This is a genomic window from Oleiphilus sp. HI0086 (assembly GCF_001635225.1).
The window spans coordinates 1-25,736 of sequence record NZ_LWFZ01001336.1; the positions used below are offsets into that span (position 1 = coordinate 1).

Below are 25,736 nucleotides of genomic sequence, written 5' to 3' on the forward strand. Positions count from 1 at the left end.
TATCCAGTAAGCTTCCTGCTTGACGGTCTGAAGACCCACTTTCTCCTGGTTAATATCTTCGCGCAGCGATAAGGTGTCGCCTTTGGGGAACATTTGTCTGACGCCTACCCGTAATTGGGTCATAGGCTCCTGATCAAATTCAAATGTGTCTGTCGGTAAGCTCTGTATCGCCGCAAACAGAGTTGGGTCTGGCAAAAAATCACTCGCTTTTGCCTCAGCTTCAAAAGCCTTCGCCTGAATACCCAGGGACTTTAGCCTGAAATCATTGGCGCGAGCTCTAGTGAGCACATCAGATAGGGAAAGCAAGCCTCCTTGCTCAGACTGAGCTTGAACTAACTTAGTCGTTTGCAAGGTTCCATTGCTTTCTTCCGAGGCATGGACAGATAAAAAACTTGAAGCAACGAGCAAACCAGAATAAATATACATTAAACGTGACAAGACACGTTTTGTTTTAAAGCGAAACATAAGACAAGGTCCAAAGCTATTTAGCGAGCCCAAGGGCTATAAAATTAACTAGCGATAAGTAAAACTAAAAAGCGACGGGAGCTCCGAATTTAAGGCGGAACTTCCTTAGGGTCTTATGAAATGGGAGGGGGGAAAGAAGGTAATGTCTGTGGGTTTAGATAAAATGATGCCGTAAAATTAAAGGCAACTCTATCTGTGCTGAAGGATAACGCGGAATTATGGAAAGCCGCTGATGAAGACTGACAACCAGCCTGTGCACATAAACAAGACTCATCACAACAGTCATTTGTGACTGAAGAGGTTTTATTCATCTTCATCGAGTCTTTAACGGTTTGAGCCACGGCCTCGTGGCAAGACTCGCTATCTGATGTTACCTTCATTTGTTCAACATCACTTTCAGTTGATGTCGACGCTGAATGATGAGGCATTGTGCTTTCGCTCATCAACAGAGTATTCGCCGAAGATATAATCGGAGATAGCATCATCAAAACGGCCAGCAAGACGCTTATTTGTTTTGAATACTTTTGTTTTATCTGTTTCAGAATACTCATCTTTAAAACTCTGCCACAAAAATCATAGCGCTGCAAGCGCCTTTACTAAATATCACGAAGATGCTTAAAAAGACTTAAACTGCGTTTTACACATACTTTAGGACACTAATTAATAGAGAAAGTTCAGTCTGGTTTATTGGCTTTGGATACAACGAGACTTATTCAACGCAGCATAAATATAATCTAAACCCGGTAACTACTGCTTTGTTCTCAAGGCCATAAATCTTAATCCTCGTTTAATCAGGATAACTAGGCCATTTTGACAATGGACTAAGAGGCCTGCAATTGGCACTTAGCCAACGTCAAGAAAAGCTTGATAACCTCGAATTTAAGTCTTCCATGAATACCTGTTCTTAGTGACCTCGCCAACGATCCATTACCATCAACTCAGAATAATAAATCCATGAGAAGGTTCATGCTCGCTTATGCGGCCATAGCTCATGCCAGTAACATATTAATTAGTTTAAAATATGACCTGCCTTCATTGATGTTTAATTGACCAATATCAAACCAGTCCCGACCTATCTTAAGTACGATATAGAGAGTAATTCATAAGGATTGAGCAGTACCTTACTTTAAAAATAACAAAGGGCTCTGATATGAAATACGCACTCTATACATTCTTTTCATTCGTAATATATTTATTTAGCACCTCAGCTTTCTCGCTAGAGAAGAAGTCCATCTGCACTTGGGATCCGGTGGGTACCAATGGTCCTGTGATGACTTTCTATGCTGACCTCAAACCTAAAGCTATAGCCTGGGGTATCGACCTCGAATTCAAGGCTTACACTGACGAGAAGGTTGCTTCCAATGACTTCAAAGCAGGCATTTGTGATGCCGCACACTTGAGTGCAATTCTGTCCCGCGACTATGTACCCTTTGGAGGCTCTCTTGATGCGATTGGTGGAATCATGTCGGATCAGGGGCTGAATAAAATACTGGCAACCTTAGCCAGTCCAAAGGCAGGCACCTTGATGAGTAACGGCAAATATGAAATTGTCGCCTCATTTCCCGTTGGCTCCATGTATGTATTCGTCAATGATAAATCTATTAACACAGTGCCTGACTTCAGCGGTAAAAAAATATCGGTTTTGAATGGTGACCCGCAAGCCTTCAAACTCGCCTCCCTGGCCGGTGCTTCTCCCGTTTCCACCTCTCTGGCAACCTTCTCTGGCCAGTTTAACAATGGCAATATCGATATTCTGTTAATGCCGGCATTGGCTTACAACACATTCGAGCTATACCACGGTTTAGGAGAGCAAGGTGGCATCATTGATTACCGTTTGTTTTACGGCATGCTCCAAACGGTTATCAAGAAGGAAAACTTCGCTCCAGATTTTGGCAACAAAATGCGTAAATACATGGTCTCTCGTCTCACTCAAATCCATAAGATGGTAAAAGATGCAGAAGACGAAATTCCTGCCAAGTACTGGATCAAAACAAGTGATGCATCCAAGTCTGAATTTGATACCTTTAGCCGAGATATTCGTTTGGCCCTAAAAGAAGATAGTACCTTTAACCCTAAGGCGCTGCGACTACTATGGAAAATCCGTTGTGCTGAAGACCCTAGCCGCGCGGAGTGCAGTACGCCCGAATAGCCAACAAGTAACCCAAGCCTTTGAAAACTTATACGGGCGGTTGCCCCAAATCCAACCGCCTACATTGTTTACGTCATGCTGGCTTGATAAAGCACAATAATTAGTAAAATCAACGAGCTTAGCTGCCAAAAAAGTACGGGATTACGTTCCAACAACGGTGGCTTGGCTTTATTTACGTAGACTTTACTTGGATGATTCAGCTCATAAATAAACTCGGATACTTCACCATAGCGCTTTAAGGGGTCAATATGAACCGCCTTATTAATTGCGTAGTCAAACCAGCCAGGAACATCCCGCCCCTTATCGATGGATTGGTAGCCTAGCCGCCCTAGTGAACGCCGATCTTTAATCTTTGAAATATCATTGCCGTAAGGTAGTTCGCCACTTAACATCTTGTAGGTCATGACGCCTAGAGAGAACAGATCAGACTTGCTTGTTCCGCTTTCCCCCAAAAAGTATTCCGGTGCAGTGAATTGAGCTGTCCCCATAATGCCTTCGTTTTTACTGATCACCTCAGTAATTCCGGCTACTTTTGTTGCGCCAAAATCTATAATTTTTACCGTTCCCTGGCTATCAATCATGACATTATTTGGCCTTAAGTCCTGATGCACCATCTCTTGTCGATGAAAGGCCTGAAGCCCCTTAGCAATTTGAGTAACGATCTCTCGCACTGTTTTGATGTCCGGTTTAGGGTTATCCAGCATCCATTGTGCAAGCGTCTGCCCTTCAATATATTCGTACACTAAATAAATAAAATTACGCTTTCTATCAGGTTCAATTGCTTTCAAAACATGAGCATTGCTCACCCTTTTTGCAATCCACTCTTCCATCAAGAAGCTTTCCAAGTAATCCGGGTTATTTCTCATTTCTGTGGAAGGTGTTTTTATCACCACCTTCTTTTTTGTTTGTTGGTCTTCTGCTAGAAATACATGGCTACGACTACTGATATAGATATCACGTAGAATCATGTATCCATCAAACTCTTTACGAGCCTCTAATCTGGGGGCAGGAGGCAGCTGAGTAAGCTGCTGTTGTAACTCACTTAACTCTCGCGCCGGTAAACTATCGATGCTCACGATCTGCAAAGTTAAATTGTCATCGCTGCCCGCTGCCAGGGCTTCATTAACCAACTCTTTTGCCAAACTATCTGGTACTTTCCCTGTCTCCTCAAAAGCTCTCGTAATCGTATTCGCCAAATGCTTTTCAGTAAGAAACTCATACACCCCGTCAGTAGCAAGAATAAAGATATCTCCCTCACTTAGAGGAAGCGCTCGATAGTCCATTTCCAAAGTGTCATGAACGCCCAATGCGCGGGTCAGGTAACTCGTTTCTGCATCAACGACATGTCGATGATCCTTGGTTAGTTGCTCAAGGTTATTGTCAGCAAGCCTGTAGATACGTGAATCACCAGAGTGAAAGCAATAAGCAGTGTTCGACTTAATAACAAGCGAACTAAAGGTACAGATATAGCCTTTGTCTTTATTAAAGCGATGCGGGCTATTTTGGGTCTGCGCGAACAGCCAGGAGTTAGCTGCTTTAAGAACCCGTTGAGCAGAGGTCTTCACAGACCAGGAGTCTGATGTGCTGTAGTAGTCCTGTATAAAACCTTTAACCGCGGTTTCACTCGCAATCTGGCTTACATTGCTGCTACTAATACCGTCAGCCAAAGCGACCACCAGCCCTTTGGACGCGAGCAAAGGCTCTTCCGGGGCATAGGCTGCATGGAAGTCCTGATTCAGGTCTTTCTTTCCTGCAGTTGAATACTGACTAACAGATACTTTAAGTTGCTTAGACATAAAAAACCCCGCCATTTCTGGCGGGGCTCCTATTATATTATTTTAGTATTAAGCGACCTTACGCTCTGGATTAGTCCTAACATGCGTCCAGTATAGTGGCAGACCTACTAGTAAGAAGCCGCCAGCAAGGTTACCCAAAGCTGTTGGGATTTCGTTCCATACGAAGTACTCGTATAAACCAAAGTCACCGCCCATGATCATAGAGAATGGGAATAGGAACATGTTTACAATAGAGTGTTCAAAGCCCATAAAGAAGAAGAGCATTACCGGCATCCACATTGCAATGATCTTACTCGTTGCAGAGGTTGAAATCATTGCACCGACAACACCCATCGATACCATCCAGTTACACAGCATGCCACGAATAAATATCGTGAACCAGCCATCAGCACCATGCGCTTGATAACCCAGTGTTCTTGACTCACCAATGGTGCTCACTTTAGCTGCCAAGGCACCGCCGTCAGTGTTGTAACCATAAGTTAGAATAAACGAAGCAAAGAAAGCTGTGGTCAGTGCGCCACCAAAGTTACCAAGGAAAACCAAGCCCCAGTTTCTCAACATTTGCGGCACGGTACAGCCATTACGTTTATCAAGTATTGATAGCGGCACTAGCGTGAACACACCGGTTAACAAATCGAACTTCATCAAATAGAGCATGATAAAGCCGACAGGGAATAAAAGTGAGCCAACTAATAAACTGCCTGTTTTCACAATAACAGTAATAGCAAAGAATGCGGCGAGCCCTAGAATTGCACCCGCCATGAATGCACGTACTAACGTATCTTTGGTGGACATGAAAATTTTCTGTTCACCTGAATCAACCATTTTGGTGGCGAATTCACTCGGTTCGATATAGGCCATAATTAATCTCTCTTAGATTAGGTTTAAAAATTTACATAATCTGAGAGAGCATAGCTCGGGCCGTTTTTAGACTTCACATTAAATAACAATTACTTATATTCGTAATCACTGAAATCTATATACCTATAAGTGAATAAGTTAGGCTCACTTATAGAGAGCAAAACATGGCTTTGTTTAGTTTTGGTGCGATAGTTGACGCTGAAGCGAGATCTCACTTACTTTCTGATTTCCACATATTTCAGCCGATGCAAACCCTTTTCATCCAGCTCCAGTATAAAGCTAACCTTATCACCCGCCTTGAATGGCTCAAGTGACAAAGACTCACTAACTCTGAAAGTCATCAACATAGGGGCCCAATTGAGTTCGGGAATCGGCCCATGTTTGATATTCACTAAGCCCTCCTCTGCAGCAACTTGGGTAATCAAACCATAAGCTGAAACTTCCTGAATCGTTTCTCCCATTATTCCTTCTGTCGTGCCATGGCCATTATTGATTGGTTTAAGCGGTGTACTGCAGGCCGAAAGCAAGGTGATCATGCTAAGCAAGACTAATAGGCGCATAAGTGTCATCTCCGAATTTAAAGTAGCTAATTTTAGCACTATAGCCTTTAGCATCGTCCAGAGGTAGCATGTATTGGTCTATTGGCTACATAGCTTTCAATCGAGTCTGACCCCCTTGAAAAAAGATGATTAAGAAACTTAAGTTTCAGCGCCTTTTGGCGATGATTTATATCGGTGCAGCACTGGGAATCATACATTTCTGGTGGCAGTTCTTTAACGGCTCGCTCTTTTCTATCGAAGAGCTAAGAGCACTGATGCCACATTTTGAAGGCTATTACTTGTGGGAAAGAAGCTTTGTGCTGCCTGATTTAATTCTGGCCTTTGGTATGCTAGTTTCTGCCCTGCCTTTGTGGTGCAACCAATGGATGCAAAAGGGCCGAGTACTCGCAGCAGCCTGCGCCGGTGCGGCACTGTTCCTGGGGTTACTGGATTTGAGTTATGGTTTTTCGAGTGGTCTCTACCGCTTAGACCACCGTTTTGCAGGTGTCGTATTAGAAGCCGGCTTATCGATCACGGCAGTTGGCCTCTTAGGTCTAATCATTTTACTTTTTAGCCCCCAACAAGCTCGACCAGATTAAGCATCTGCTTCTAGCGACTCCTTCAGTAGTATCGTCTTCAATATATCGGGGTGGGTAACGATCCCGACAATCTGTTGATTCTCGAATACCGCTATCGCGTCCAAGCCATACTCCAACAAAGCTGGTGCTAAGTCTTCTACCTGAGTTTCTGGGTGGGTTGATAACAACGATTCGTGACAGAAGGCGTTTAGCGAGCTTTTCTGCATTTCCTCGAGGTTACCACCCTGTGGGCTCATTAGAAAAGGGACGATCTTTTTATCAGATAGCATTCCGCAATATTTCTGTTCCTCATCAAGAATGACCAGGTGATGTATTTCATACTTCTGCATAATACGCCAGGCATCTTCGAGCGTCTTATCTTTGCTGATACTCAGTACCGGCGAGCTCATAATATTCTTCACTCTCCCCAAAGGGCTTCGGGCGGGCTTAACTTCTTGGTAGGCAGAAATCGCTTTCTGCTGGCTTGCACTCGGCTCCAGGGGTTTCTGCTTTGACTTTTGACGATGATCTTTAAAATCTTCGGGGTCGGTTTCAGCTTTAGAATGAACTTTCTGTATTTCAGTCAGTTCATCCGTTGGAGGAATATCACGCACCCTAAACTTACGGTCTAGTGGTGTAACGAGCCCTGTCCTTACATCGTGTACAAAAAATACGGCCATGCTGTCATGTCACCTTCATATTGGAATTCTAAGCTTATATGAATATAAATCGGCCGTTGACCTACATCAATGAGCTTTTTTTTGTAGCGCGCTATTCTGGCGTTGACTTGTAGCATAGTAGGAGTAGTGAAAATGTCTTCACATCATGAGCAAATTGAGAAATTTGCAAAGAAATTAGAAGAATGGGATTACAAAATCGACCGCATGGAGCACAGGGTAAAGGACTTGCCTGACGAGCTACGATCAATCGCACAAAATAAATATCAAAAACTGCTAGATTATCGTTCAGGACTGAAAGAAAAAGAGGAACAGCTTGTCGCGTCCTCAGAGCATGCAGTGCATGAAATTGAGAAATCCGTCGAAGAGGTCTGGGATACATTCGGACTATTATTCAAAGACGTAGAGATGGAAGTCGAAGTCGAAGGCACCTGAGCTGGTCAGAAGGTTCCAAAAAGTACGCTAGTTAGTTGAGTAAGCCGTAATACATTGTTCATTGTGTATTGCGGCTTTTTGCTTTCTGTTATACGTTTTTGATCATATTCGATGACAGGTTTGCTTCACAATACTCGCCCTGCCTGAATGTGACTCACCGCGGACTAGCGCGGAAAGCTGCCCCCATTCTTGCTAATCCATTCCTGAGAGGCCTGATTCCAGGTCACTCGCTTACCCAACTGTTCCTGCAAGTCTTTTCGATACTCGGCAATATGACATACCTGTTCGATCATACGAACTTTAAAGGCGTCATCATTGTCGAGAAACTCTACGCCCAGCTCGTATGGGCTGCCTTGCTTGTCACTTTGCTCTCGGCACCAACGAATAATTGCATTGACCTTAAATACCGGCTTAACCGAAGGTATTTTCAGCTTCACCACAGTATCTTTGAAAAATGAAACATTGGAATCAAAAGACAGACCACCCTGGCTGATATTATTAATCTCCAGATTGAGCTGCTCGCGCGTACTCAAAGGCGTAACCTGTATACCAACCTTGGACGGGTGGCGAATATAAGCTCGTGGTGCGGGTGTATTCATCGCTGCGGTACATCTCTTAGGCTAAGTACAAAATGCTAGCTGCTAACAATATGGATCGAAGTGAGACTTTTGTCACTTTTTTATAAGATGAAAAAGATTAATTTTTTGGAAGGTACACGGCCACCCAAGAAAAGGCTATAAGCCGACAATCTATTAGTCGTTTTTGATCTCAGTTAAGGTGTTTTCTTCTTCCATTACAGCCCGTTCTGCTTTGGATATATAGCGAGGTTTATCATTCTTCTTAGGCGCCAGTTTGGCATTTGCCTTCTTAAGTTTTTTCTTGAGGATGGAGTTCAGCTTCTTTTTACGATTCATCAAATCTGGCCTTTAACGATAGATAGGGGGATTCTAGTCGTTAGGAAAGCTTGGTGGAAGCTTGGTGGAAGCTTATATACCCAAAACAATGGATTACCTCCTAAGCGGACGGGCGCTATTGGAGTAAGAGTATTTAGCTAAATACTGTCACATACTCTGCAGCACTTCTTACGGCAAATAGCAGCTCTGGTGGCAAGTCATCGAGATCCAGGCTATCCATCAGGTTTTTGATCTCAAGACCCAGATCAGTGTCACCCTCAATCACCAAGTCACGCTGGAAGAACAGCGTATCCGGGTCTTCTTTTTGGGCCGCGAGCAAAATAAAGCTACGCAAACTACCGCGAATACAAACGTCCGTCTGCGCATCCTTCTGCATTAATATCTCGTTTCGAGGACCACAACTAAAGAACCAATTGATATCCGCATCGCTAATCTCGATTTTTAGCCAACGCTGTTTAAGAAAATCCATGTCACCTTGATCCAAGGCTGACTTAAAGGCCGCTTTCAGCACTCTTTTTAGCACTAAACTTTGCAGGCCAAAAGGCATATGGCGAACAGGTTTGACCAAAGTCAAAGGTAATTTTGGAAGCAGAGTTCTCGGGCTCGACAATAGCATTGTAGCTTCGCTCCTTAAAACGAGATTAGCGAACAGATATTAAAGGAAACTATATCCCGGCAAGTTGGTACATAAAATACCCACCAATAGGGATAGTGACTAGCCGGGGGATTCTTCACAATGGTCAGACGTATTATTTCGAGTATTTCTTTATGGATTTGGTCTGTCCGGCTGGCAGTTTACCAGCCTTTAAAAAAGCGGTAGATAGTGGTGCCAGTGCCGTCTATGTAGGATTTAAAGACGAAACTAATGCACGTCACTTCTCAGGCTTAAACTTCAAAGAAGAAAAGGTCTCACAAGCCTTAGCTTATGCGCGATCCAAAGGCGTTAAGTTATATATCGCGGTGAATACCTATGCCCAGCCCGAAGGTTGGAGTAAATGGCAACGAGCCGTTGATGTAGCCGCCGATATTCAGGCCGATGCGCTAATTTGTGCTGATATGGGGGTGCTGGATTACGCCACCCAAAAGCACCCCAATCTAAACCTGCACTTGTCGGTTCAGGGCTCTGGCACAAATGCTGAGTCACTAAGTTTCTACAAGCGCAATTTCAATGTTCGCCGCGCTGTGCTGCCACGCGTCTTATCACTCAAGCAGGTGGCGCAAGTTGCTAAGAAGTCGCCTATCGAATTAGAAGTCTTTGCCTTTGGTTCCTTATGCATTATGGCTGAAGGGCGCTGCTATTTATCTTCATACCTAACCGACCAATCACCCAATACTTGCGGTGCCTGTTCGCCTGCAAGCTTTGTTCGCTGGGAAGAAACAGAAGACGGCCTGGAGTCACGTTTGAACAATGTGCTAATTGACCGTTATCAGGAAGATGAAAAAGCAGGTTACCCAACCTTGTGTAAAGGCCGATTTGAAGTGGAAGGCCGTCTCTACAATGCACTCGAAGAACCAACAAGCTTGAACACAATTGGCTTAATTCCTGACTTAACAGAGATCGGCATCAAGGCTGTAAAAATTGAGGGTCGACAACGCAGCCCGGCTTATGTTGAACAGGTTGTCTCGGTTTGGCGCAAAGCTTTAGACAGCTATCAGCGCGACCCGGATAACTTTAAAGTGAAACCCCAATGGAGCAAGCCACTCGATAAAGTCTCTGAAGGCTCGCAAACCACTTTGGGCGCTTATACGCGCGCCTGGCAATAAACCCCGCAGATTTAGGGAGTAATATGATGAAATTATCACTAGGCCCAAACCTGTTTTTTTGGCCAAAACAGCGCGTTTATGACTTCTACCAAGAGATGCTCGACAGCCCTGTCGATGTTATTTATTTAGGCGAGACGGTGTGTTCTAAGCGCCGAGAATTAAAAACTGCTGAATGGCTAGAGCTAGCCAAGGAACTATCGGAATCAGGTAAAGAAGTCGTAATTTCCAGTCTGGCGTTATTAATGGCAGATTCTGAATTAAGCACCTTAAAGAATATTTGTGAAAACGCCCCGGTTCAAGTTGAAGCGAACGATATCTCTGCAGTGCAATTACTATCGCGCAAAGGAGTACCCTTTGTCTGTGGTCCTAGCACCAATATCTACAATGCACGCACTTTATCGATTATGGTCAGAAACGGTGCTCGACGTTGGGTTATGCCGGTTGAGCTCTCGGGCCATTGCTTACAAACCATTCACGACGAGGCAAGTGATCTTGGTATCCGTGAGAAGATTGAAACCGAAGTCTTCAGCTATGGCCATCTTCCTCTCGCTTACTCCGCGCGGTGTTTTACCGCACGTTACCTGGACTTACCCAAGGATGATTGTCGCTTTAGCTGCATTCACTACCCGGAAGGGCTAGAAGTAAAGAGTCAGGAGCAACAGGCCCTATTTAATATTAACGGCATCCAAACGCAGTCTTCGTCGGTTTATAACCTGCTTGCACAGGTGCCTGAAATGAAAAAATTCGATGTTGATGTCTTGCGCTTAAGCCCTCGTGCTGAGGGTATGAGTGACATCATTCGTCGCTTCCGTGATGCGCTTGATGGCCAGTCGAGTGAAATTGCGCTGAGCGATCAGGATTGCAACGGTTATTGGTTTGGCAAGCCGGGTATGGATATGCAATCAAGTCAAATGGTTTAAGTTGTGAGTGTTGTGGCTGGAAGGCCTTATCTTTCATTTGGCCAGTATATGCAACAGCGCCATGGCGAGCATGTCCATAAGCTCTCTCTCAACGCTTCCTTTACTTGTCCTAATCGAGACGGTAGCAAAGGTATTGGTGGCTGCACCTTTTGTAATAACGCATCCTTCAGCCCCAACGCCAAAGCGCCAGACTCAATTGAGTCACAAATAGCACGCGGCAAAGCGGTGATCGCCAAGCGTACCGGAGCCAAGAAATTTCTTGGCTACTTTCAGGCCTATACCAACACCTATGATGAGGCCGAAAACCTAAAGCGCTTGTATGATCGTGCTTTAGCGGTCGACGACGTCATTGGCTTGTCGATAGGGACTCGCCCTGACTGTGTTCCCGATGAGGTGCTCGAACTGCTCTTGGCTTATCAGGAGCAAGGCTATGAAATATGGTTGGAATTAGGACTACAAAGCGCTAATGATGAGTCACTCCTGCGGGTCAACCGTGGTCATGGCTGGATGGAATATGAAGATACTTGTCGGCGTGCTCGCGATATGGGGATAAAAGTATGTACGCATTTAATAGTGGGGCTTCCTGGCGAAGCAGCCCTTGATAGCCTGAAGTCCTTAGATAAAGTCTTGGCACTGGGAACAGATGGAATCAAGTTCCATCCGCTTCATATTGTAAAAGGAACGCAGCTAGCACGAGAATGGAAGAAAGGTTTGTATGAACCTGTCGCTGAGCAAGCGTATATCGATACCGTGGTCAAAATGCTTGAGCGCCTTCCTAAAAACGTAATCGTTCACCGGCTAACCGGAACAGCCTCGCAAGACATTCTGCTTGCCCCACAGTGGTGTGGGAAGAAGTGGCAAATACTCAATGCCATCAATGATCGGCTCAGTTAATGTGAGTCAAGGTGTTCTAGCAAGCGCCTTGCGGCTTCCTTAAACTCGGTATCCGGAAAGTTCTCGTCAATATAGTGCAAGAATGCACGTGCTTTTTCCGGTGTCTTGGACTTCGAAAGAATAGTCTTAGCGGCTAGTAAATATAACTTCGCCAATTCCGGGCACGAGTCAAATCGTTGGTGCGCTTCACGTGCTAACCAAAGCACCAGTTTATACTCTTTCATCTGATAAAACGCTTCAGCCAGATCGAGGCTCAGTTGAATATCGTGCACCAGGAACTTCTCTTGCTCATTGCGCAGCATTTCAAACAACTCATAAGCTGCCAACTTCTGCCCCCGACCCAGTAAGAGTTCAAAAAACAAGTGACTATGCTGTTCCAGGCGAACCAGGTCTCGGCGCTCTAGCAATAGCGTATACAGCTGATGGACTCTCAAGTCAGACCGCTTTCCCTTGCCTTTCATACTGTTTTCCAAAAGAGACAAGGCTTTGGAAAAGTCACCATCTTTGATCGCGATATCTAAGTCAGCATTGATTCGTTGTGAGCTGTCAGTTGGCGTATTGTCTTGTTCGCTCTCAAGCGCTTTGACACTGCTCACCGATGAAAAGAATTCATAACGCTTTAAGACGTAACCCAAAACCGCAAACAGGGCTATAACAAAATATGCCGTCAGCAGCACACAAACCGGAGCAAAAGCAAAGGAGGGTAATACAGGGTGAAGCAAATCTGCGATCACCAATACGCTCAAATAGCTCATCGCAAAAAATGCAATCAAGCTGACATAAGATAAGTGCATCTTTTTAATAATGCTCATCCAACTAGGTGGAGCAGATCCATGGCCGCCTTGCCGTTTATCGCTATACAGCAGCATAAGCAATACACTGGGCAGAATCGATAAAACAAGTAACGCGTAGGTTAGGGCAAGCCAGCCACTAACATAATTCAGTAAAAGTATGGGGGGCGCAAAGCAAACGATTAATAGTCCGGTAATAATCAGGCTCGTCTTAGCCTGTTTAAAATCTAAAGCCGAGGCAATTCCTGGCACCCCCCCATTAAATGAGCTTGAACCTGTCGTCGATGATAAGCGAGTCGCCTTACTATAGCTCCGCGCTACCTGCACAGAGAAGTTCACAAGCACTAGAGACAAGATACTAGCAAGTAGCAGGGCGAATATCGCATTTAAGTGCATCGCTAGTGCACTAAGGCCTAACAACAAGGAAAGCAACAAAGCGTCTGTTTTAAATGGCAGACCGAAAAAACGCTGTTGCATTGACCAAAATGGAGGCATCTCGTGACGCTTCTCAAGAAAAGACATGGGCTTTTTACAATGTGGGCACTTAGCCTTCTGCTGCCTTTCGTCACCATCGGGCATGCAAAGCTTATCGTAATGACGCTCGCATGACAGGCAATGCCAGATTGCCGGAGAAATCGGGTGATAATGACAATATTGTTTCACAGGGTGTTTATACCAACAGTATTAGCCGTTCAATAAAATTCGTCTGTAGCGCTTTATCAAGATCTACTGAGACTAAGAGATACTCTTTTTAGCTGAAATTTAGCATAATGCTCCACATCGCATTAAATATAGTTGTTTTAGCTGATGAATAACAGCCTAGACATTGCTTAGAATCTGGAGGAGAAAGAGTGGGTAGCACAGGTGAAAAGTCTAAAGAAGTTGCAAGGCAAGGGCGTTTATATGTCGTTTCAGCCCCTTCCGGAGCAGGGAAAACAAGCCTGGTAGCAGCCTTACTCGAAGCCGACTCAGGTATCGAAGTTTCAGTTTCTCATACCACTCGCCAGGCTCGTCCCGGGGAAGTCGATGGCGTTAATTATCACTTTGTCAGCATCCCCGAGTTTGAGCAGCTCATATCTGAATCTGGCTTTCTAGAGCATGCAAAAGTTTTCGATAACTACTACGGTACCTCCAAGACCTGGCTTGAGCAGCGTATGGCGCTTGGGCAAGACGTTATTCTTGAAATCGATTGGCAGGGTGCGCAGCAAGTAAGAGAACTGATGCCAGATACCGTGAGCATCTTTATCCTACCTCCATCTAAAGCCGCCTTGCGCGAACGCTTACAAGGGCGCGGCCAAGATAGTGAAGAAGTCATTGAGCGCCGCATGGCCGATGCAACCAGTGAAAGTAGCCATTATCATGAGTACGACTATCTGGTTATTAACGATCAATTTGGCGATGCATTAAGCGATCTATTGTCGATTTTTAAATCAAATCGGCTAGACACCGCCAGTCAAAGCGCGCAGCATGAAGAAATATTGACCGAGCTATTGTCTTCTTAGAGCGTTTTTCGTAGTATGTTCGGTCGTTTTTGGGTGGGACTGTAGTTCTGCCTTATTTATTGAGTAGTGCGTCTTTTCCAGAGGTGAAAATTTAATGGCTAGAGTGACCGTTGAAGATTGTTTAGATCACGTTGATAACCGTTTTGAATTGGTAATGGTTTCAACCAAGAGAGCCAGACAACTAGCAAATGGCGGCAAAGAGCCTTTCGTAGAGTGGGAAAATGACAAACCTACTGTTGTTGCCTTGCGTGAAATTGCAGAAGGTTTGATCAATGATGATGTGATCAAGCGCGAAGAGATTTCTTCTTAATCTGCTGAAAAATGAATAAATTATGTGGTTTTCTTGAGAATTACTCTTGAAAATCATCTGTTCTCACTTAAGATAGGTGAGAGCGCATAAAGCTGAATGGAAACGTTCGGCTTTTTTTTGCTTTAGAGCTTATCCCCCTCGTATTTTAAGGCACTCGTGTTTCTAGAAACATATTATTAAAGAACAGGCAGAACAGGCATTGATAGAATCACTCGAAGCGGCAGTCAGAACTTATCTGGATGACAACAAGGTCTCTATGATCTTGCAGGCTTTCGAGTGTGCTAAAGATGCACACGAAGGTCAGTACCGTCGAAGTGGCGACCCATACATCATCCATCCGGTAGCCGTTGCCAAGATCCTTGCTGGTTTGCACATGGATCACGAAACACTAATGGCCGCACTGCTTCACGATGTCATTGAAGACACCGAGGTTACCAAAGAAGAGTTAGCCGAGCAGTTTAATGATACTGTCGCTGACCTGGTCGATGGCGTAAGTAAACTGACGCAGATAGAGTTTAAGTCCAAAGCCGAAGCGCAGGCCCACAACTTCCAGAAAATGACCTTGGCGATGGCCAAAGATATTCGTGTCATTTTAGTCAAACTGGCAGACCGCCTGCACAATATGCGTACGCTGGGGCCTTTGCATGCCGAAAAGCGTCGACGCATTGCCACCGAGACCCTGGATATCTACGCGCCAATTGCCAACCGACTGGGCATCAACAGCATTCGGGTAGAGCTAGAAGACTTAGGCTTTGCCGCCATGTACCCGATGCGAGCCAAATATATTGGCCAGGCAGTGCAGAAGTTACGTGGCAATCACAATGAAATTCTTGCCGATATTCAACATTGCCTTGAAGATAAGCTCAAAGAACGCGGTATTAATGCTGAGATACTCGGTCGCGAGAAGCACCTGAACAGCATTTATAAAAAAATGAAATACCAGCATAAATCCTTCCATGAAATTATGGATGTTTATGCCTTTCGAATTATTACTGACTCTGAAGACGATTGTTATCGCGTGCTCGGAGCCGCCCACAGTTTATACAAGCCGCTGCCCTTTCGTTTTAAAGACTATATCGCCGTACCTAAAGCAAATGGCTACCAGTCTCTCCATACGACACTTTTCGGTATGCACGTTAATATCGAGATTCAGATTCGTACTAAGGATATGGAAGATTTGGCTGACTACGGTATTGCTGCACACTGGCAATATAAAGATGAGTCAGATCTCGCCTTGGCCAATCAGGCGCGTATTGATCGCTGGCTAAGCGGCCTGAAAGAACTTCGTGAACGAGCCGTTGACTCTATGGAGTTTATTGAGCACGTTAAGATCGACCTCTTCCCCGACGAGATCTATGTATTCACACCCAAAGGCGCGATTCTCGAATTACCTGCGGGGGCAACCCCAATCGACTTCGCCTATGCTATCCATACCGATATTGGTCATGCTTGTGTCGCCTGTCGCGTAAACAAACAACTTGCCCCCTTGAGCGTACCTCTACAAAGCGGGCAAACGGTTGAAGTAGTCACTGCCCCTAGCGCTAAACCAAGTAGGGCTTGGCTGAATATTGTCACAACCGGTAAAGCCAAGAGCAGCATAAGGCACTACTTGAAAGACCAACGCGAAGCCGAAAGCCTAGCGCTTGGTAAGAGCTTGCTCGATAAGTCACTCTCTGGCATTAATGTTTCCTGGAAAGATATTCCTGAAGCACAGATTCAAAAAGTTCTTGAACATAACCAAGCCGAGAGCATGGATGTACTCCTGCGCAATATCGGTTTAGGTCAGCGCATGCCGTTCATCATTGCTCGTCAATTGATGTCTGATGCAATACAAGATGAGGCTGAAAACGAAGCTCAAGATACCTCTACAGTGTCCATGATGATCAAGGGCTCAGAAGGAATGAACCTGTCTTTCGCACATTGCTGCCACCCGATCCCGGGCGACCCGATCGTAGGCTTACCTGACACAGGCTCTGGCATCACCATTCATTCCGAGGGCTGCTCAAAAATTATGAACCTAAGCAACAATCAGGTTCAAATGCACTTATCCTGGGTGAAAGATATTACCGATGAGTTTACCGTTGAATTGAAGGTAGAGCTTGAACGCCAACGCGGCATTATTGCCGAGCTAGCCGCAGCGATAACGCACGCCGAAGGTAATATCGAACGAATCGGCGTGACGGAACAAAACGCCAAACTAAGTGTTGTTAGTGTTGTGCTACATGTTCAGGGTCGACGACACCTGGCTCGAGTTATGCGCCGAATTCGCTCAATCAAAGCCGTTCTAAGGCTTACCAGAGTCATATCAAAATAAAGTGATTAGCTTCCAGGAGGAAATATGAGTAACAAGTCCATTATTCAAACAGCAGATGCACCGGAAGCAATCGGAACCTATTCCCAGGCAGTAAAAGTCGGCGAGACCGTTTTTTTATCTGGCCAGATCCCGCTGGACCCAAGTACGATGAGCCTGGTAGAAGGCGATATCAGCACGCAAATCACGCGAGTATTTGATAACCTTACCGCTGTATGCAATGCCGCAGGCGGTACACTTCAAGACATAGTTAAACTCAATATTTTCCTGACAGACCTAGGACACTTCGCCACCGTGAATGAAATCATGGCCAAGTATTTTGAAGCGCCTTATCCCGCAAGAGCCGCCATTGGCGTCGCATCACTACCTAAAGATGCTCAGGTTGAAATGGATGGCATAATGGTGATGAATTCATCTATTTAGGTTTGTCTTAACATCGCCTGATAACCTTCTCGGAAAGTCGGATAGTGAAGTTGATAAGCACTATCCAACATTCGCCTATTGGAACACTGCTTATTTCCGCTTCGCCGTTTTGCCTGCTCGGAAGGTTGGGTATTGATGGTCAGCCCCAAGTGCTCTGCTAGCCAGATAATCACTTCATTAAGATCTACTGGTTCACTATCACTAGCAAGATATAGCGGCTCCAACGCTGAGCCTTGAGCATTCAAGCGAATTAAGTGCTCAATAAAACCCACGCAATCATCTTCATGAATACGGTTACTTCGACGTAAGGCTTTACTTAAAATAGCCGCGCCACTTTCCGCAGACTGCTTTACCTGATTAATTAACTGGCGACGAGAACCACCATAGATCCCGCTAAAACGAATAATCGTGCTGGGTATGCCGCTGTGTCGAAGTAGACCTTCCGCTTCAAAGATAAGCTTTCCTGAAAACTGTTTTGGTTCACAAGGGCTTTGCTCATCTATCCAACTATCATCATTCTGGTGATAGACACTGCTACTGGAAACAAAGATCAATCGCTTTAAGCGCTTCGGATTAGGAAGCATCGTAAGCGTGTTTTCTAAACCCGTGACATAGGTATCACGATAAGCCTGTTCGGTGCGCTGGGAAGGCGTCAGGCAATAAATCAGGTAATCAACACCATCAGTCAGGACTTGTGAAAACACCTCTTCTAAACTCGATGCCTCTCGAACATCTGCAGCAAGATAATGAATGTCATCCTGAGACATTTGAGGTCTTCGGCGTAAACCAAAAACTTGAAAGTCACTTGAAAGCCTCTTCGCTACGCGCCCACCGATTTTACCGCAACCGACTATCAAAACCTTCTTACCTTGCATAGCGCCAAGCCTTTTCTATATGATTTGTCGCTAGTATAAAACGAAGTACTCTAAAAGACATTCGTAGATGCATGGAAGTACCTGCACTCACACAAAAGGGTTAAATCGGCATGGCAGCGCTGGAGGAAATAGAGCTTACGCAGTTAAAAGGTGTGGGCGCCAAACTGGCTGAAACACTTTCCAAGCTCGATATTCACAACATGCAGGACCTACTCTTCCACCTGCCTTTTCGTTACGAAGACCGAACTCGTATTCACTCTGCAGCCTCGCTTCGCCCCGGCATGCAAGGCTTGTTTGAAGTGGAAGTGCTCGGTAGTAGAGTCGTTCATGGAAGAAGGCGTAGTCTAGAAGTCAAAGTAAAAGACGCCAGCGGCACCGTTACACTGCGTTTTTATCACTTCAGCGCAGCTCAAGCCCGGCAACTTCAAAAAGGTACCTACCTGCGTTGCTATGGTGAGGCCAGGCTTGGAAAGCTGGGAATAGAATTCTATCACCCTGAGTACAATATCATCACAGGGGACGAGAAGAATACCGCACCCGAAACTTTAACTCCGGTTTATCCCTTAACCGAAGGAATTCAACAAGCAAGACTCCGTGCAATCTGTCGTCAAGCGCTTGGCTGGCTGGATCGCTGCGATGTCCGCGATCTACTGCCGCCTAGCATTCGAAAAGCCTACCAGCTACCGGAACTTAAACATGCACTAAGTTACTTACATGCTCCACCAACCGAAGCCGACCAACTCGCTTTGCTAGAAGGGCGGCATTTATGTCAGCAACGCCTTATTGTTGAAGAATTACTCGGGCATCACTTAAGTCTGTTAAAACTCCGCAAAGGCGTACAAAGTCACCAAGCCTTGCCTTGCCAGAATAATAGCCAGCTAGGCACTCAACTGCTTGAGCAGCTCCCCTTTGAACTAACCGGTGCACAAAAAAAAGTGTGCAGCGACGTCGACCATGACCTAGGCCAAGCCTTCCCCATGCTACGATTGGTACAAGGCGATGTCGGCTCAGGTAAGACCATCGTTGCGGCCTTGGCAGCCTTAAAGGTTGTAGAGTCGGGTGCTCAAGTCGCTTTAATGGCTCCCACTGAAATTCTTGCCGAGCAACATCTATTGAACTTCAGTCAGTGGTTTGCCGAGCTTAAGCTTCCTGATGGCAACTCGATAGAAATCGCATGGCTAAGTGGTAAGTCAAAGGGCAAGACCCGAGCAGCCGCCTTGGGAAAAATCGCATCGGGTAATGCTCAAGTCGTCATCGGCACACATGCTTTGTTTCAAGATGAAGTGAAGTTTTCACGCTTGGCCCTGGCGATTATCGACGAGCAACACCGCTTTGGTGTTCACCAGCGTTTATCCTTAAAAAACAAAGGGCAAGACTCCGGTTTGGTGCCACATCAGCTCATTATGACCGCCACGCCCATACCCCGGACATTGGCAATGAGCGCCTACGCCGACCTCGACACCTCGGTAATCGATGAACTCCCCCCAGGCAGACAAAAAATAGAAACCTTTGCCATTCCAGATAGTCGACGCTCCGAAATGGTTGAACGGGTTAGAAAATCTTGTGAAGCCGGCTGTCAGGCCTATTGGGTTTGCACTCTTATAGAAGAATCTGAAGCCCTGCAGTGTCAGGCTGCAGAGGAAAGCCTGGCCTGGTTACAAGCTCAGCTAGGAGGTTTGGTTGTCGCCTTGGTTCATGGGCGAATGAAGGCTCAGGATAAAAGCCTAATCATGGATCAGTTCAAAGAAGGGCGTATTGATGTATTGGTTGCTACGACTGTTATTGAAGTCGGTGTGGACGTTCCCAATGCGAACCTTATCGTTATTGAAAACCCTGAGCGCTTAGGGCTCGCCCAGCTACATCAGTTGCGCGGCCGCGTAGGAAGGGGCGCTTTAAAAAGCTATTGTGCGCTAATGTACCACCCACCTCTATCCGCCAATGGCAAAGAGCGCTTAAGTGTAATGCGCGAAAGTAACGATGGCTTTGTCATTGCCGAGAAAGATCTGGAGTTAAGAGGCCCTGGTGAAGTTCTGGGTACCCGGCAAACCGGTATGGTCGAATTTCGGATTGCAGACCTTCAACGTGACCAAAATTGGCTTCCTGAAGTCAAAACCATGGCTGCACAAGTGTTTGAGGACTCCAAGCTCAGTGAACTATTGATTCGTCGATGGGTCGGCGCAAAGCGTGTTTATGGCGAAGTTTAGTATTTTTGTTACCTTCGACTAAATTGACGAACTGTTTTGCTGGATTGATCTACACTTAGCTTATTGATATGGAAACGCTTATGGATAACAAAGAGTTAAATGACATGATACCCGCGGTGGTGAATAAAGTTTTTGAACAATACCAGAATGATGCCGAAATTAATTTGACTGAAGCGGACCAGCCAGTGTTAGTTGACCGTGAAGGCATTCCCGATAGCCAGATTCTGAAAACCATCTTGATGGCAGACACACTAGGGCGTTCGCAGCTAATATTTTTAGCCGACAGTATGCTGGATGTCGACAGTTTGAACAGTAAGGTAGGGCGCTCATTCGAAGCGCTGCCACATGAGGATGTACACAGCCTAATCGCCGTGCATAGCATCAAAACGCTTCCGGCTATTCCGGATATCACCGGTTTACCGGCGATTGTCGATGCTCGTGTCATCGAACAGGATACCGTCTATATCGAAACCGATGAAGCAGATAAACTGATCAAGCTGAGTAAAGAGGCCTTTTCAGCCTCAACTAGAAAAGCTAAAGTCGAAAGCTTTGCAGTGCCTCTATCATCGATACCTTACAACATAAATCAACCAGGCAGTGACCTTGAGCAGATCAATCAAGCGATTGAGAAGTTTACCTCCTTACGTATTAAACAGCGCTTGGAAGACACTCTTGAGCTTCCACCTCTGCCTCAGAGTGCACAAGAAATTATTCGCCTTCGCTCCAACCCTGATGCAGGCGCTGATGAACTGGCAGATATCATCGAAAAAGATCCAAGCCTTGCTGCTCAGGTAGTTAGCTGGGCTTCCAGCTCATTTTACAATGCACCCGGAAAGATCAAGTCAGTTCACGACGCGATCATCAGGGTATTGGGCTTTGATATGGTGATGAACCTGGCAATGGGTTTAGCTCTGGGAAGAACACTAAAAGTTCCTAAGGATGAGCCAAAAGGTTATGCCCCCTATTGGCAGCAAGCCATGTGGCTAGCTCTAGGTACGACCTCAATTCTAAGCAAAATTGACCCGACTTATCGCCCCAGTTTCGGCTTGTCTTATCTTTCGGGCTTGCTGCATAACTTTGGTTATTTGGTGCTTGCACACGTCTTCCCGCCTCACTTCTCGTTGATGTGTCGCTATATTGAAGCAAACCCCCATTTAGACAGTGGCTATATTGAGCACTTCTTACTGGGCATTACTCGTGAACAAATTGGTAGCCAGCTGATGTCTGTCTGGAATATGCCAGAAGAAGTCATTATTGGCTTGAGACACCAAAAGAATCAGGCCTTCGAAGGTGTAAATGCTGAATACGCCGGTTTACTGCAGCTCACTCAACATATGCTGGCTGACGCAGGCGTTGTTCCTAAACCAGCCGACAAACTTGATGAAAGTATTTATACCCGTCTGCACATCACACCAGAAAAAGCCGAGGAAGCTTTGGCACAATTACTGGAAAGCAAAGATGATGTTGCAGCCGTGGCGGGTCTCATGGGGCGTTAGTTTACTTTACTTGTTAGAGAAAGCCCGGACATCGTCTCGGCCTTTCTCTATTTATATTTCATTAAAGTGTACATACTCTAAACCAGTGGTAGAATAGCTGAAGGATTATTTAAATAAGGATAGCCGGTAGTGTTTAGTGGTAATTTGATCAGTCGTGCAATAAAACTCTCACTAGTGATAGCTCTAGTAATCCAACTCAGCGCCTGTGCAACGAACTTTAGACAAGCCTTACAAAATCTAGAAGCACACAACTATCCTGAAGCCCTTCATTATTTCGAGCAGGACGCAAAGCTCGGCTACCGAATTCCCGCATTGCATGCAGCGAACCTTTATATCCTCGACTATCAAGTCCCTAGAGATCTGGAAAAATCCCGTCTTTATCTCGATATCGCAGAAAAAGCAGATTATGGGCGCTATGACCAAGCTTATGACTATTACATACCCTTGATAAAAGCCTACCAAATTCTTGCTGACACTGAAGAGCCAGATAAGTCATTAGCTTTTAAAATCCTGAAAAGCGAAAAGTACCAGGAGTATTATTGGGCATTGGCAGTATTAGCGCATAGCAGCCTGGTTGGGCACGGGACTGAGCGTAATCTTGACAATGCACGCTACTATTTTGAGAAATCGATTGAAAACCAGGTTTTTGACAGCTCCAATGCTTTCTATGCTTGGTGGCTGGCAACATATCCCAATGATTCATTTAGAAACCCGCAACGTGCTTTAGAAATGATAGAGGATATCATCGATGATGAGGACCTTTCAGACCGCCCTCTTTTTCTAGACACTGCTGCTGCCGTTTATGCGGCTAATGGTTTATTCGAACGAGCAGTAATCACGCAAAGGGATGCTTTATCGAGTTTAAAATACTATAGCGCCAAGCACCACTATATGGAGCAGTACCAAGCACCTCTCAACGCCCGCTTGGAATTGTATGAATCTGGCAAACCCTGGATATTTTCGGATGAGGAGATCGCTTTGTGCGGCTACGACTCAAAGCGTTGTATGAAATCACTACTTTCAGTAACGCCTATTGATAAAATGTCCCTACAGCTGGACATGCACTAACTTAGGTTTTTTGAACCTGTTTCTTACGCCGCTTCATCTTCGCATGTAGCAGGTCATTTTCTCCATATTCTTCCAAAATTCGCTCCAGCGTTCGCTCTACTTTGCTGGTAATACGAATTCGCTCCATCTGTGACCAGGTTGCCAATTCCCCTTGTCGAACCAGCTCTAGTAACTCGGCTTCAGACAGCGGGCTAAGTATTTGCCGAAAATCGAATTTTCTAAAATCCGGGTAGACATTAATATTGGCGCTGTATTCCTGGTTTAGCACCGAGGCAACGGTATTCATCAAGACATTAAAACGCGTCCAGTTTGGAGTATATTTCTGACTCACGGCACAAGTTGCTTTGGCAAAACGGCTAGCACTCTTATGCGTTAGCCAGCGTACCCAACTTGGAATTCTCGTGTTATCCCAACCATCTTTAGTAAACAATACGATCGGATTAATCAAACTTCCGATATAGTGATTCACATCGTATAAACGAGCCAAACGCTTAGCCGGCAAGTCATCACTAAAAGAACCGTCTATCCAGCGTCGTGTGGGTAGATAGGCTTGACGCTCACCAAGCTCATTCTTCGCTTCCAACATGACAGAAGGGAAAATACCGGGCACTGCACACGAAGCAAGCACAGCAGTACGAATATAAACATTTGGTGAAGTAATCGCATTCAACAAACGAGAGGTCTGATGGAGTTCTGCAGGCGCTACGGAAATATTGATCCGACGGCCTGTGAGTTCATACGCTTCTTGGAAGGTCAGATCAGGTACCAAACGATTGAGCACATGCTCTTCAAAATCTTTGATATCAGCGCGCTTTCTCTTTCCATACAAGAGCTTTTTAAGCCAGCCTGCATTTTCTTTCGCCTCAGCTAACATTCTCACTGGCTGAATGAGTTCTTTTAGCTCCAAATCTGTATGCGTACCAAATATGGCTGTAATGACCGAGCCCGCACTAGCGCCTGATATAACACTTGGTAGAAGATTTTGCTGAAGCAAGGCTTTTACAACACCAATGTGGAAATGTCCAAGTGCACCGCCGCCACTGAGCATCAGCGCTGTTCGGCCGTAGCAAAGGCTGGCTCGATGAAAGAAGTCTAGGCGCTCTTCATAATCGATCTGCGAGGCATCTAATTCTGCGATATGCTCTATGGACTCAACTATCTCATCGACATACTCTTCGATAAGTTTCTTCGTACCATACTTGGCATGGTTATAGAGAACAGGCTTACCCATTCCCCCCATATTGCCATGTATACCTTCATTCAGAGCGAACAGTAAGCCATGATAATTGTTGTCTCGACGAAGCCTCTGAAGAGCTTCTAGACGATGACGAATCTGTTTGTAGTCATATTCGCTTGTATGCTCAAGCTCTTTCCATTCGCTGGCACCCGAAGCCAGGTCATGTTTTTCTGCCGCACTGCACCAAGCCTGATAGCTTTCTGCAGCGGCCATGTTGATTTCAAGCTTAGCTAGTTTCTTGGATGAGCTTTCAAAAAACACTCGTACTCTCCGAAGTAAAGTCATGATTGCTTTCAAGCTTAACAGGAGATACCACTTTTCGCCGTATTATTTACCATTTTATGAGTATTCTTCAGGTTTTGTATGACCCAGATCATTCTTGAAGTGCCATCGCTTTACTCTGCTCCATGTTATGATACGCGCCGTCCTTTCAATCACTTCGAGTTTCCGATGACTATTGAAATCATTCCCTTTGAACGCTTGCTCATCGCTTTTATCCCTACTTTCTTTGTGATTGCTCTAATGCGATATTGGGGGCTGGCATACGGAAAAGCCTGTTACTCAATCATCCGCATGCTACTCCAGCTGCTATTAATTGGCTACGCGCTGATCATGATCTTCGAATCAGAAAGCAGCTTGCTCACCTTGGCTGTTCTATCAGTGATGATGCTGGCATCGAGCTGGATATCTCTAAACACGCTGTCAGATAGCACTGGCAACAACGCACTATCAACAAAGGGACGCTTTCAGTTATTCAGTAAAGCGCTGATTGCGGTATTTATTGGTGGCGGTTTAATGCTTGCTCTGGTCACACAGCTAGTGTTACAGCTAGACCCTTGGTACTTGCCACGTTATATGATTCCACTAGCCGGGATGATTTTTGCAACCTCAATGACCAGCATTAGTTTGGCTGGCGAACGTTTACAGGCTGAACTTCGTAGTGGCCATGTTTACGAAACTGCACGGAATACGGCTTTCAACACGGCAATGATTCCAAATATCAATGCAATGTTCGCCGTCGGTCTGGTCTCGCTACCTGGAATGATGACGGGGCAAATACTCTCTGGCGTATCGCCTTTTATTGCCGCTCGCTATCAGATAATGGTGATGTGTATGCTATTTGCCGCTGCAGGGATCTCTTCAGTCATTTTTATGACCTTGAGCCGATCATTATTAGATAAGAAATTGGAGTCAGAGTAAAAACAGCCATTTTTACTCTGACCCCAAATATGGGGAGCTTACTGCATTAAAGGGGAGTCGGACACACTAAAGTCGAAACCTTCAATGTCGGCATCCATAATTAATGAATGAATATACTGGGCAATCGCTTTACGTCTAACCTTTTCATTCAGGTAATCAGAAATTCGTTCTTTAACCATCTCATAAGGTAAAGCTTTACCTTCTTCTTTGTGGTTAATGAAAACAACATGCACACCATAACGGCTTTCGATTGGCGCACTGGCTAAACCTTCAGGACAATTGAATAACTGACGTTCGAATTCTGGCACAGTTTGGCCTTTACCAAGC

27 protein-coding genes are annotated in these 25,736 nt (G+C 45.4%); 14 read left to right on the plus strand and 13 right to left on the minus strand.

What is annotated here, in order from left to right; genetic code table 11:
* On the minus strand, nt 1-465 hold a 465-nt coding region (locus A3756_RS23000), incomplete at its 3' end, for a TolC family protein (RefSeq protein WP_197481483.1).
* A gap of 113 nt (nt 466-578) precedes the next feature.
* Nucleotides 579-1,016 carry a hypothetical protein gene (locus A3756_RS26845; protein ID WP_156490713.1) on the minus strand — a complete coding sequence of 146 codons (438 nt, stop codon included), beginning with the start codon at nt 1,014-1,016 and terminating at the stop codon, nt 579-581.
* 599 nt (nt 1,017-1,615) lie between these two features.
* Here A3756_RS26845 and A3756_RS23005 point away from each other — a divergent pair.
* On the plus strand, nt 1,616-2,614 hold the full coding sequence (locus tag A3756_RS23005) for a putative solute-binding protein (RefSeq protein ID WP_068507004.1): 999 nt from the start codon (nt 1,616-1,618) through the stop codon (nt 2,612-2,614).
* 68 nt (nt 2,615-2,682) lie between these two features.
* On the opposite strand, the gene A3756_RS23010 is transcribed toward A3756_RS23005, so the two are convergent.
* The 3 genes from A3756_RS23010 to A3756_RS23020 form a co-directional block, all read right to left on the minus strand.
* Nucleotides 2,683-4,410, minus strand: a complete 1,728-nt coding sequence (locus A3756_RS23010; protein ID WP_068554776.1) for a bifunctional protein-serine/threonine kinase/phosphatase — start codon at nt 4,408-4,410, stop codon at nt 2,683-2,685.
* Between the two features lie 48 nt (nt 4,411-4,458).
* Complete coding sequence (locus tag A3756_RS23015) at nt 4,459-5,271, minus strand: formate/nitrite transporter family protein (protein WP_068507001.1); 813 nt, start codon at nt 5,269-5,271, stop codon at nt 4,459-4,461.
* A gap of 215 nt (nt 5,272-5,486) precedes the next feature.
* A complete protein-coding gene (locus A3756_RS23020) occupies nt 5,487-5,831 on the minus strand; it encodes a copper-binding protein (RefSeq protein WP_068510116.1) in 345 nt (114 codons plus the stop codon).
* A gap of 125 nt (nt 5,832-5,956) precedes the next feature.
* On the opposite strand from A3756_RS23020, the gene A3756_RS23025 reads away from it, so the two are divergent.
* Nucleotides 5,957-6,409 carry a hypothetical protein gene (locus tag A3756_RS23025; RefSeq protein WP_068506996.1) on the plus strand — a complete coding sequence of 151 codons (453 nt, stop codon included), beginning with the start codon at nt 5,957-5,959 and terminating at the stop codon, nt 6,407-6,409.
* Here the strand turns inward: A3756_RS23025 and A3756_RS23030 are convergent.
* On the minus strand, nt 6,406-7,068 hold the full coding sequence (locus A3756_RS23030) for an HPP family protein (RefSeq protein ID WP_068554771.1): 663 nt from the start codon (nt 7,066-7,068) through the stop codon (nt 6,406-6,408). The genes A3756_RS23025 and A3756_RS23030 overlap by 4 nt on opposite strands.
* A gap of 132 nt (nt 7,069-7,200) precedes the next feature.
* Between A3756_RS23030 and A3756_RS23035 the strand changes: the two genes are divergently transcribed.
* Nucleotides 7,201-7,500, plus strand: a complete 300-nt coding sequence (locus A3756_RS23035; RefSeq protein ID WP_068506983.1) for a hypothetical protein — start codon at nt 7,201-7,203, stop codon at nt 7,498-7,500.
* A gap of 164 nt (nt 7,501-7,664) precedes the next feature.
* On the opposite strand, the gene A3756_RS23040 is transcribed toward A3756_RS23035, so the two are convergent.
* From A3756_RS23040 to A3756_RS23045, 3 genes are all read right to left on the minus strand, one after another.
* Nucleotides 7,665-8,099: a PilZ domain-containing protein gene (locus A3756_RS23040; RefSeq protein WP_068506981.1), complete on the minus strand. Its 435-nt coding sequence runs from the start codon at nt 8,097-8,099 to the stop codon at nt 7,665-7,667.
* A 153-nt stretch (nt 8,100-8,252) separates the two neighbouring features.
* Nucleotides 8,253-8,414 (minus strand): DUF2986 domain-containing protein, encoded by a 162-nt coding sequence (locus A3756_RS26265; protein WP_082865452.1) that lies wholly within the window; start codon nt 8,412-8,414, stop codon nt 8,253-8,255.
* A 133-nt stretch (nt 8,415-8,547) separates the two neighbouring features.
* A complete protein-coding gene (locus A3756_RS23045; protein ID WP_068506978.1) occupies nt 8,548-9,030 on the minus strand; it encodes an SCP2 domain-containing protein in 483 nt (160 codons plus the stop codon).
* Nucleotides 9,031-9,182: 152 nt separating this feature from the next.
* On the opposite strand from A3756_RS23045, the gene A3756_RS23050 reads away from it, so the two are divergent.
* The 3 genes from A3756_RS23050 to A3756_RS23060 are packed head-to-tail and all read left to right on the plus strand — an operon-like array spanning nt 9,183 to nt 11,992.
* Entirely contained in the window at nt 9,183-10,178 is a 996-nt protein-coding gene (locus tag A3756_RS23050) for a peptidase U32 family protein (protein WP_068506974.1), read from the plus strand.
* A gap of 23 nt (nt 10,179-10,201) precedes the next feature.
* On the plus strand, nt 10,202-11,098 hold the full coding sequence (locus tag A3756_RS23055) for a U32 family peptidase (protein WP_231872238.1): 897 nt from the start codon (nt 10,202-10,204) through the stop codon (nt 11,096-11,098).
* A 3-nt stretch (nt 11,099-11,101) separates the two neighbouring features.
* Entirely contained in the window at nt 11,102-11,992 is an 891-nt protein-coding gene (locus tag A3756_RS23060; protein WP_082865453.1) for a TIGR01212 family radical SAM protein, read from the plus strand.
* Here the strand turns inward: A3756_RS23060 and A3756_RS23065 are convergent.
* Nucleotides 11,989-13,446, minus strand: a complete 1,458-nt coding sequence (locus A3756_RS23065) for a hypothetical protein (protein ID WP_156490714.1) — start codon at nt 13,444-13,446, stop codon at nt 11,989-11,991. The two genes, A3756_RS23060 and A3756_RS23065, sit on opposite strands and share 4 nt — an antisense overlap.
* Nucleotides 13,447-13,634: 188 nt before the next feature.
* Here A3756_RS23065 and gmk point away from each other — a divergent pair, with 188 nt between their 5' ends.
* The 4 genes from gmk to A3756_RS23085 all read left to right on the plus strand — a co-directional run bounded on the left by gmk (nt 13,635) and on the right by A3756_RS23085 (nt 17,329).
* A complete protein-coding gene (gene gmk / locus A3756_RS23070; RefSeq protein WP_068508644.1) occupies nt 13,635-14,285 on the plus strand; it encodes a guanylate kinase in 651 nt (216 codons plus the stop codon).
* A 94-nt stretch (nt 14,286-14,379) separates the two neighbouring features.
* Nucleotides 14,380-14,595: a DNA-directed RNA polymerase subunit omega gene (gene rpoZ, locus A3756_RS23075; RefSeq protein ID WP_068508646.1), complete on the plus strand. Its 216-nt coding sequence runs from the start codon at nt 14,380-14,382 to the stop codon at nt 14,593-14,595.
* Nucleotides 14,596-14,794: 199 nt separating this feature from the next.
* Complete coding sequence (locus A3756_RS23080; protein ID WP_304438931.1) at nt 14,795-16,909, plus strand: bifunctional (p)ppGpp synthetase/guanosine-3',5'-bis(diphosphate) 3'-pyrophosphohydrolase; 2,115 nt, start codon at nt 14,795-14,797, stop codon at nt 16,907-16,909.
* A gap of 24 nt (nt 16,910-16,933) precedes the next feature.
* A complete protein-coding gene (locus tag A3756_RS23085) occupies nt 16,934-17,329 on the plus strand; it encodes a RidA family protein (protein ID WP_068508651.1) in 396 nt (131 codons plus the stop codon).
* On the opposite strand, the gene A3756_RS23090 is transcribed toward A3756_RS23085, so the two are convergent.
* Nucleotides 17,326-18,204, minus strand: coding sequence for an NAD(P)H-binding protein (locus A3756_RS23090; RefSeq protein ID WP_068508652.1), 879 nt, complete (start codon nt 18,202-18,204; stop codon nt 17,326-17,328). The genes A3756_RS23085 and A3756_RS23090 overlap by 4 nt on opposite strands.
* 110 nt (nt 18,205-18,314) lie before the next feature.
* On the opposite strand from A3756_RS23090, the gene recG reads away from it, so the two are divergent.
* The 3 genes from recG (at nt 18,315) to A3756_RS23105 (ending at nt 22,972) form a co-directional block, all read left to right on the plus strand.
* Entirely contained in the window at nt 18,315-20,408 is a 2,094-nt protein-coding gene (recG, locus tag A3756_RS23095) for an ATP-dependent DNA helicase RecG (RefSeq protein ID WP_068508654.1), read from the plus strand.
* Nucleotides 20,409-20,488: 80 nt separating this feature from the next.
* A complete protein-coding gene (locus A3756_RS23100; protein WP_197470228.1) occupies nt 20,489-21,904 on the plus strand; it encodes an aminoacyl-tRNA deacylase and HDOD domain-containing protein in 1,416 nt (471 codons plus the stop codon).
* A gap of 129 nt (nt 21,905-22,033) precedes the next feature.
* Nucleotides 22,034-22,972 carry a sel1 repeat family protein gene (locus A3756_RS23105; RefSeq protein ID WP_068508656.1) on the plus strand — a complete coding sequence of 313 codons (939 nt, stop codon included), beginning with the start codon at nt 22,034-22,036 and terminating at the stop codon, nt 22,970-22,972.
* A gap of 1 nt (nt 22,973) precedes the next feature.
* Here the strand turns inward: A3756_RS23105 and A3756_RS23110 are convergent, their stop codons facing one another.
* Nucleotides 22,974-24,470, minus strand: coding sequence for a DUF3336 domain-containing protein (locus tag A3756_RS23110; protein ID WP_197470227.1), 1,497 nt, complete (start codon nt 24,468-24,470; stop codon nt 22,974-22,976).
* A 102-nt stretch (nt 24,471-24,572) separates the two neighbouring features.
* On the opposite strand from A3756_RS23110, the gene A3756_RS23115 reads away from it, so the two are divergent.
* Nucleotides 24,573-25,409 carry an ABC transporter permease gene (locus tag A3756_RS23115; RefSeq protein ID WP_197470226.1) on the plus strand — a complete coding sequence of 279 codons (837 nt, stop codon included), beginning with the start codon at nt 24,573-24,575 and terminating at the stop codon, nt 25,407-25,409.
* Between the two features lie 38 nt (nt 25,410-25,447).
* Here the strand turns inward: A3756_RS23115 and A3756_RS23120 are convergent.
* Nucleotides 25,448-25,736 (minus strand): peptidylprolyl isomerase (locus tag A3756_RS23120; RefSeq protein WP_197481484.1); only part of this gene is annotated, 289 nt, incomplete at its 5' end.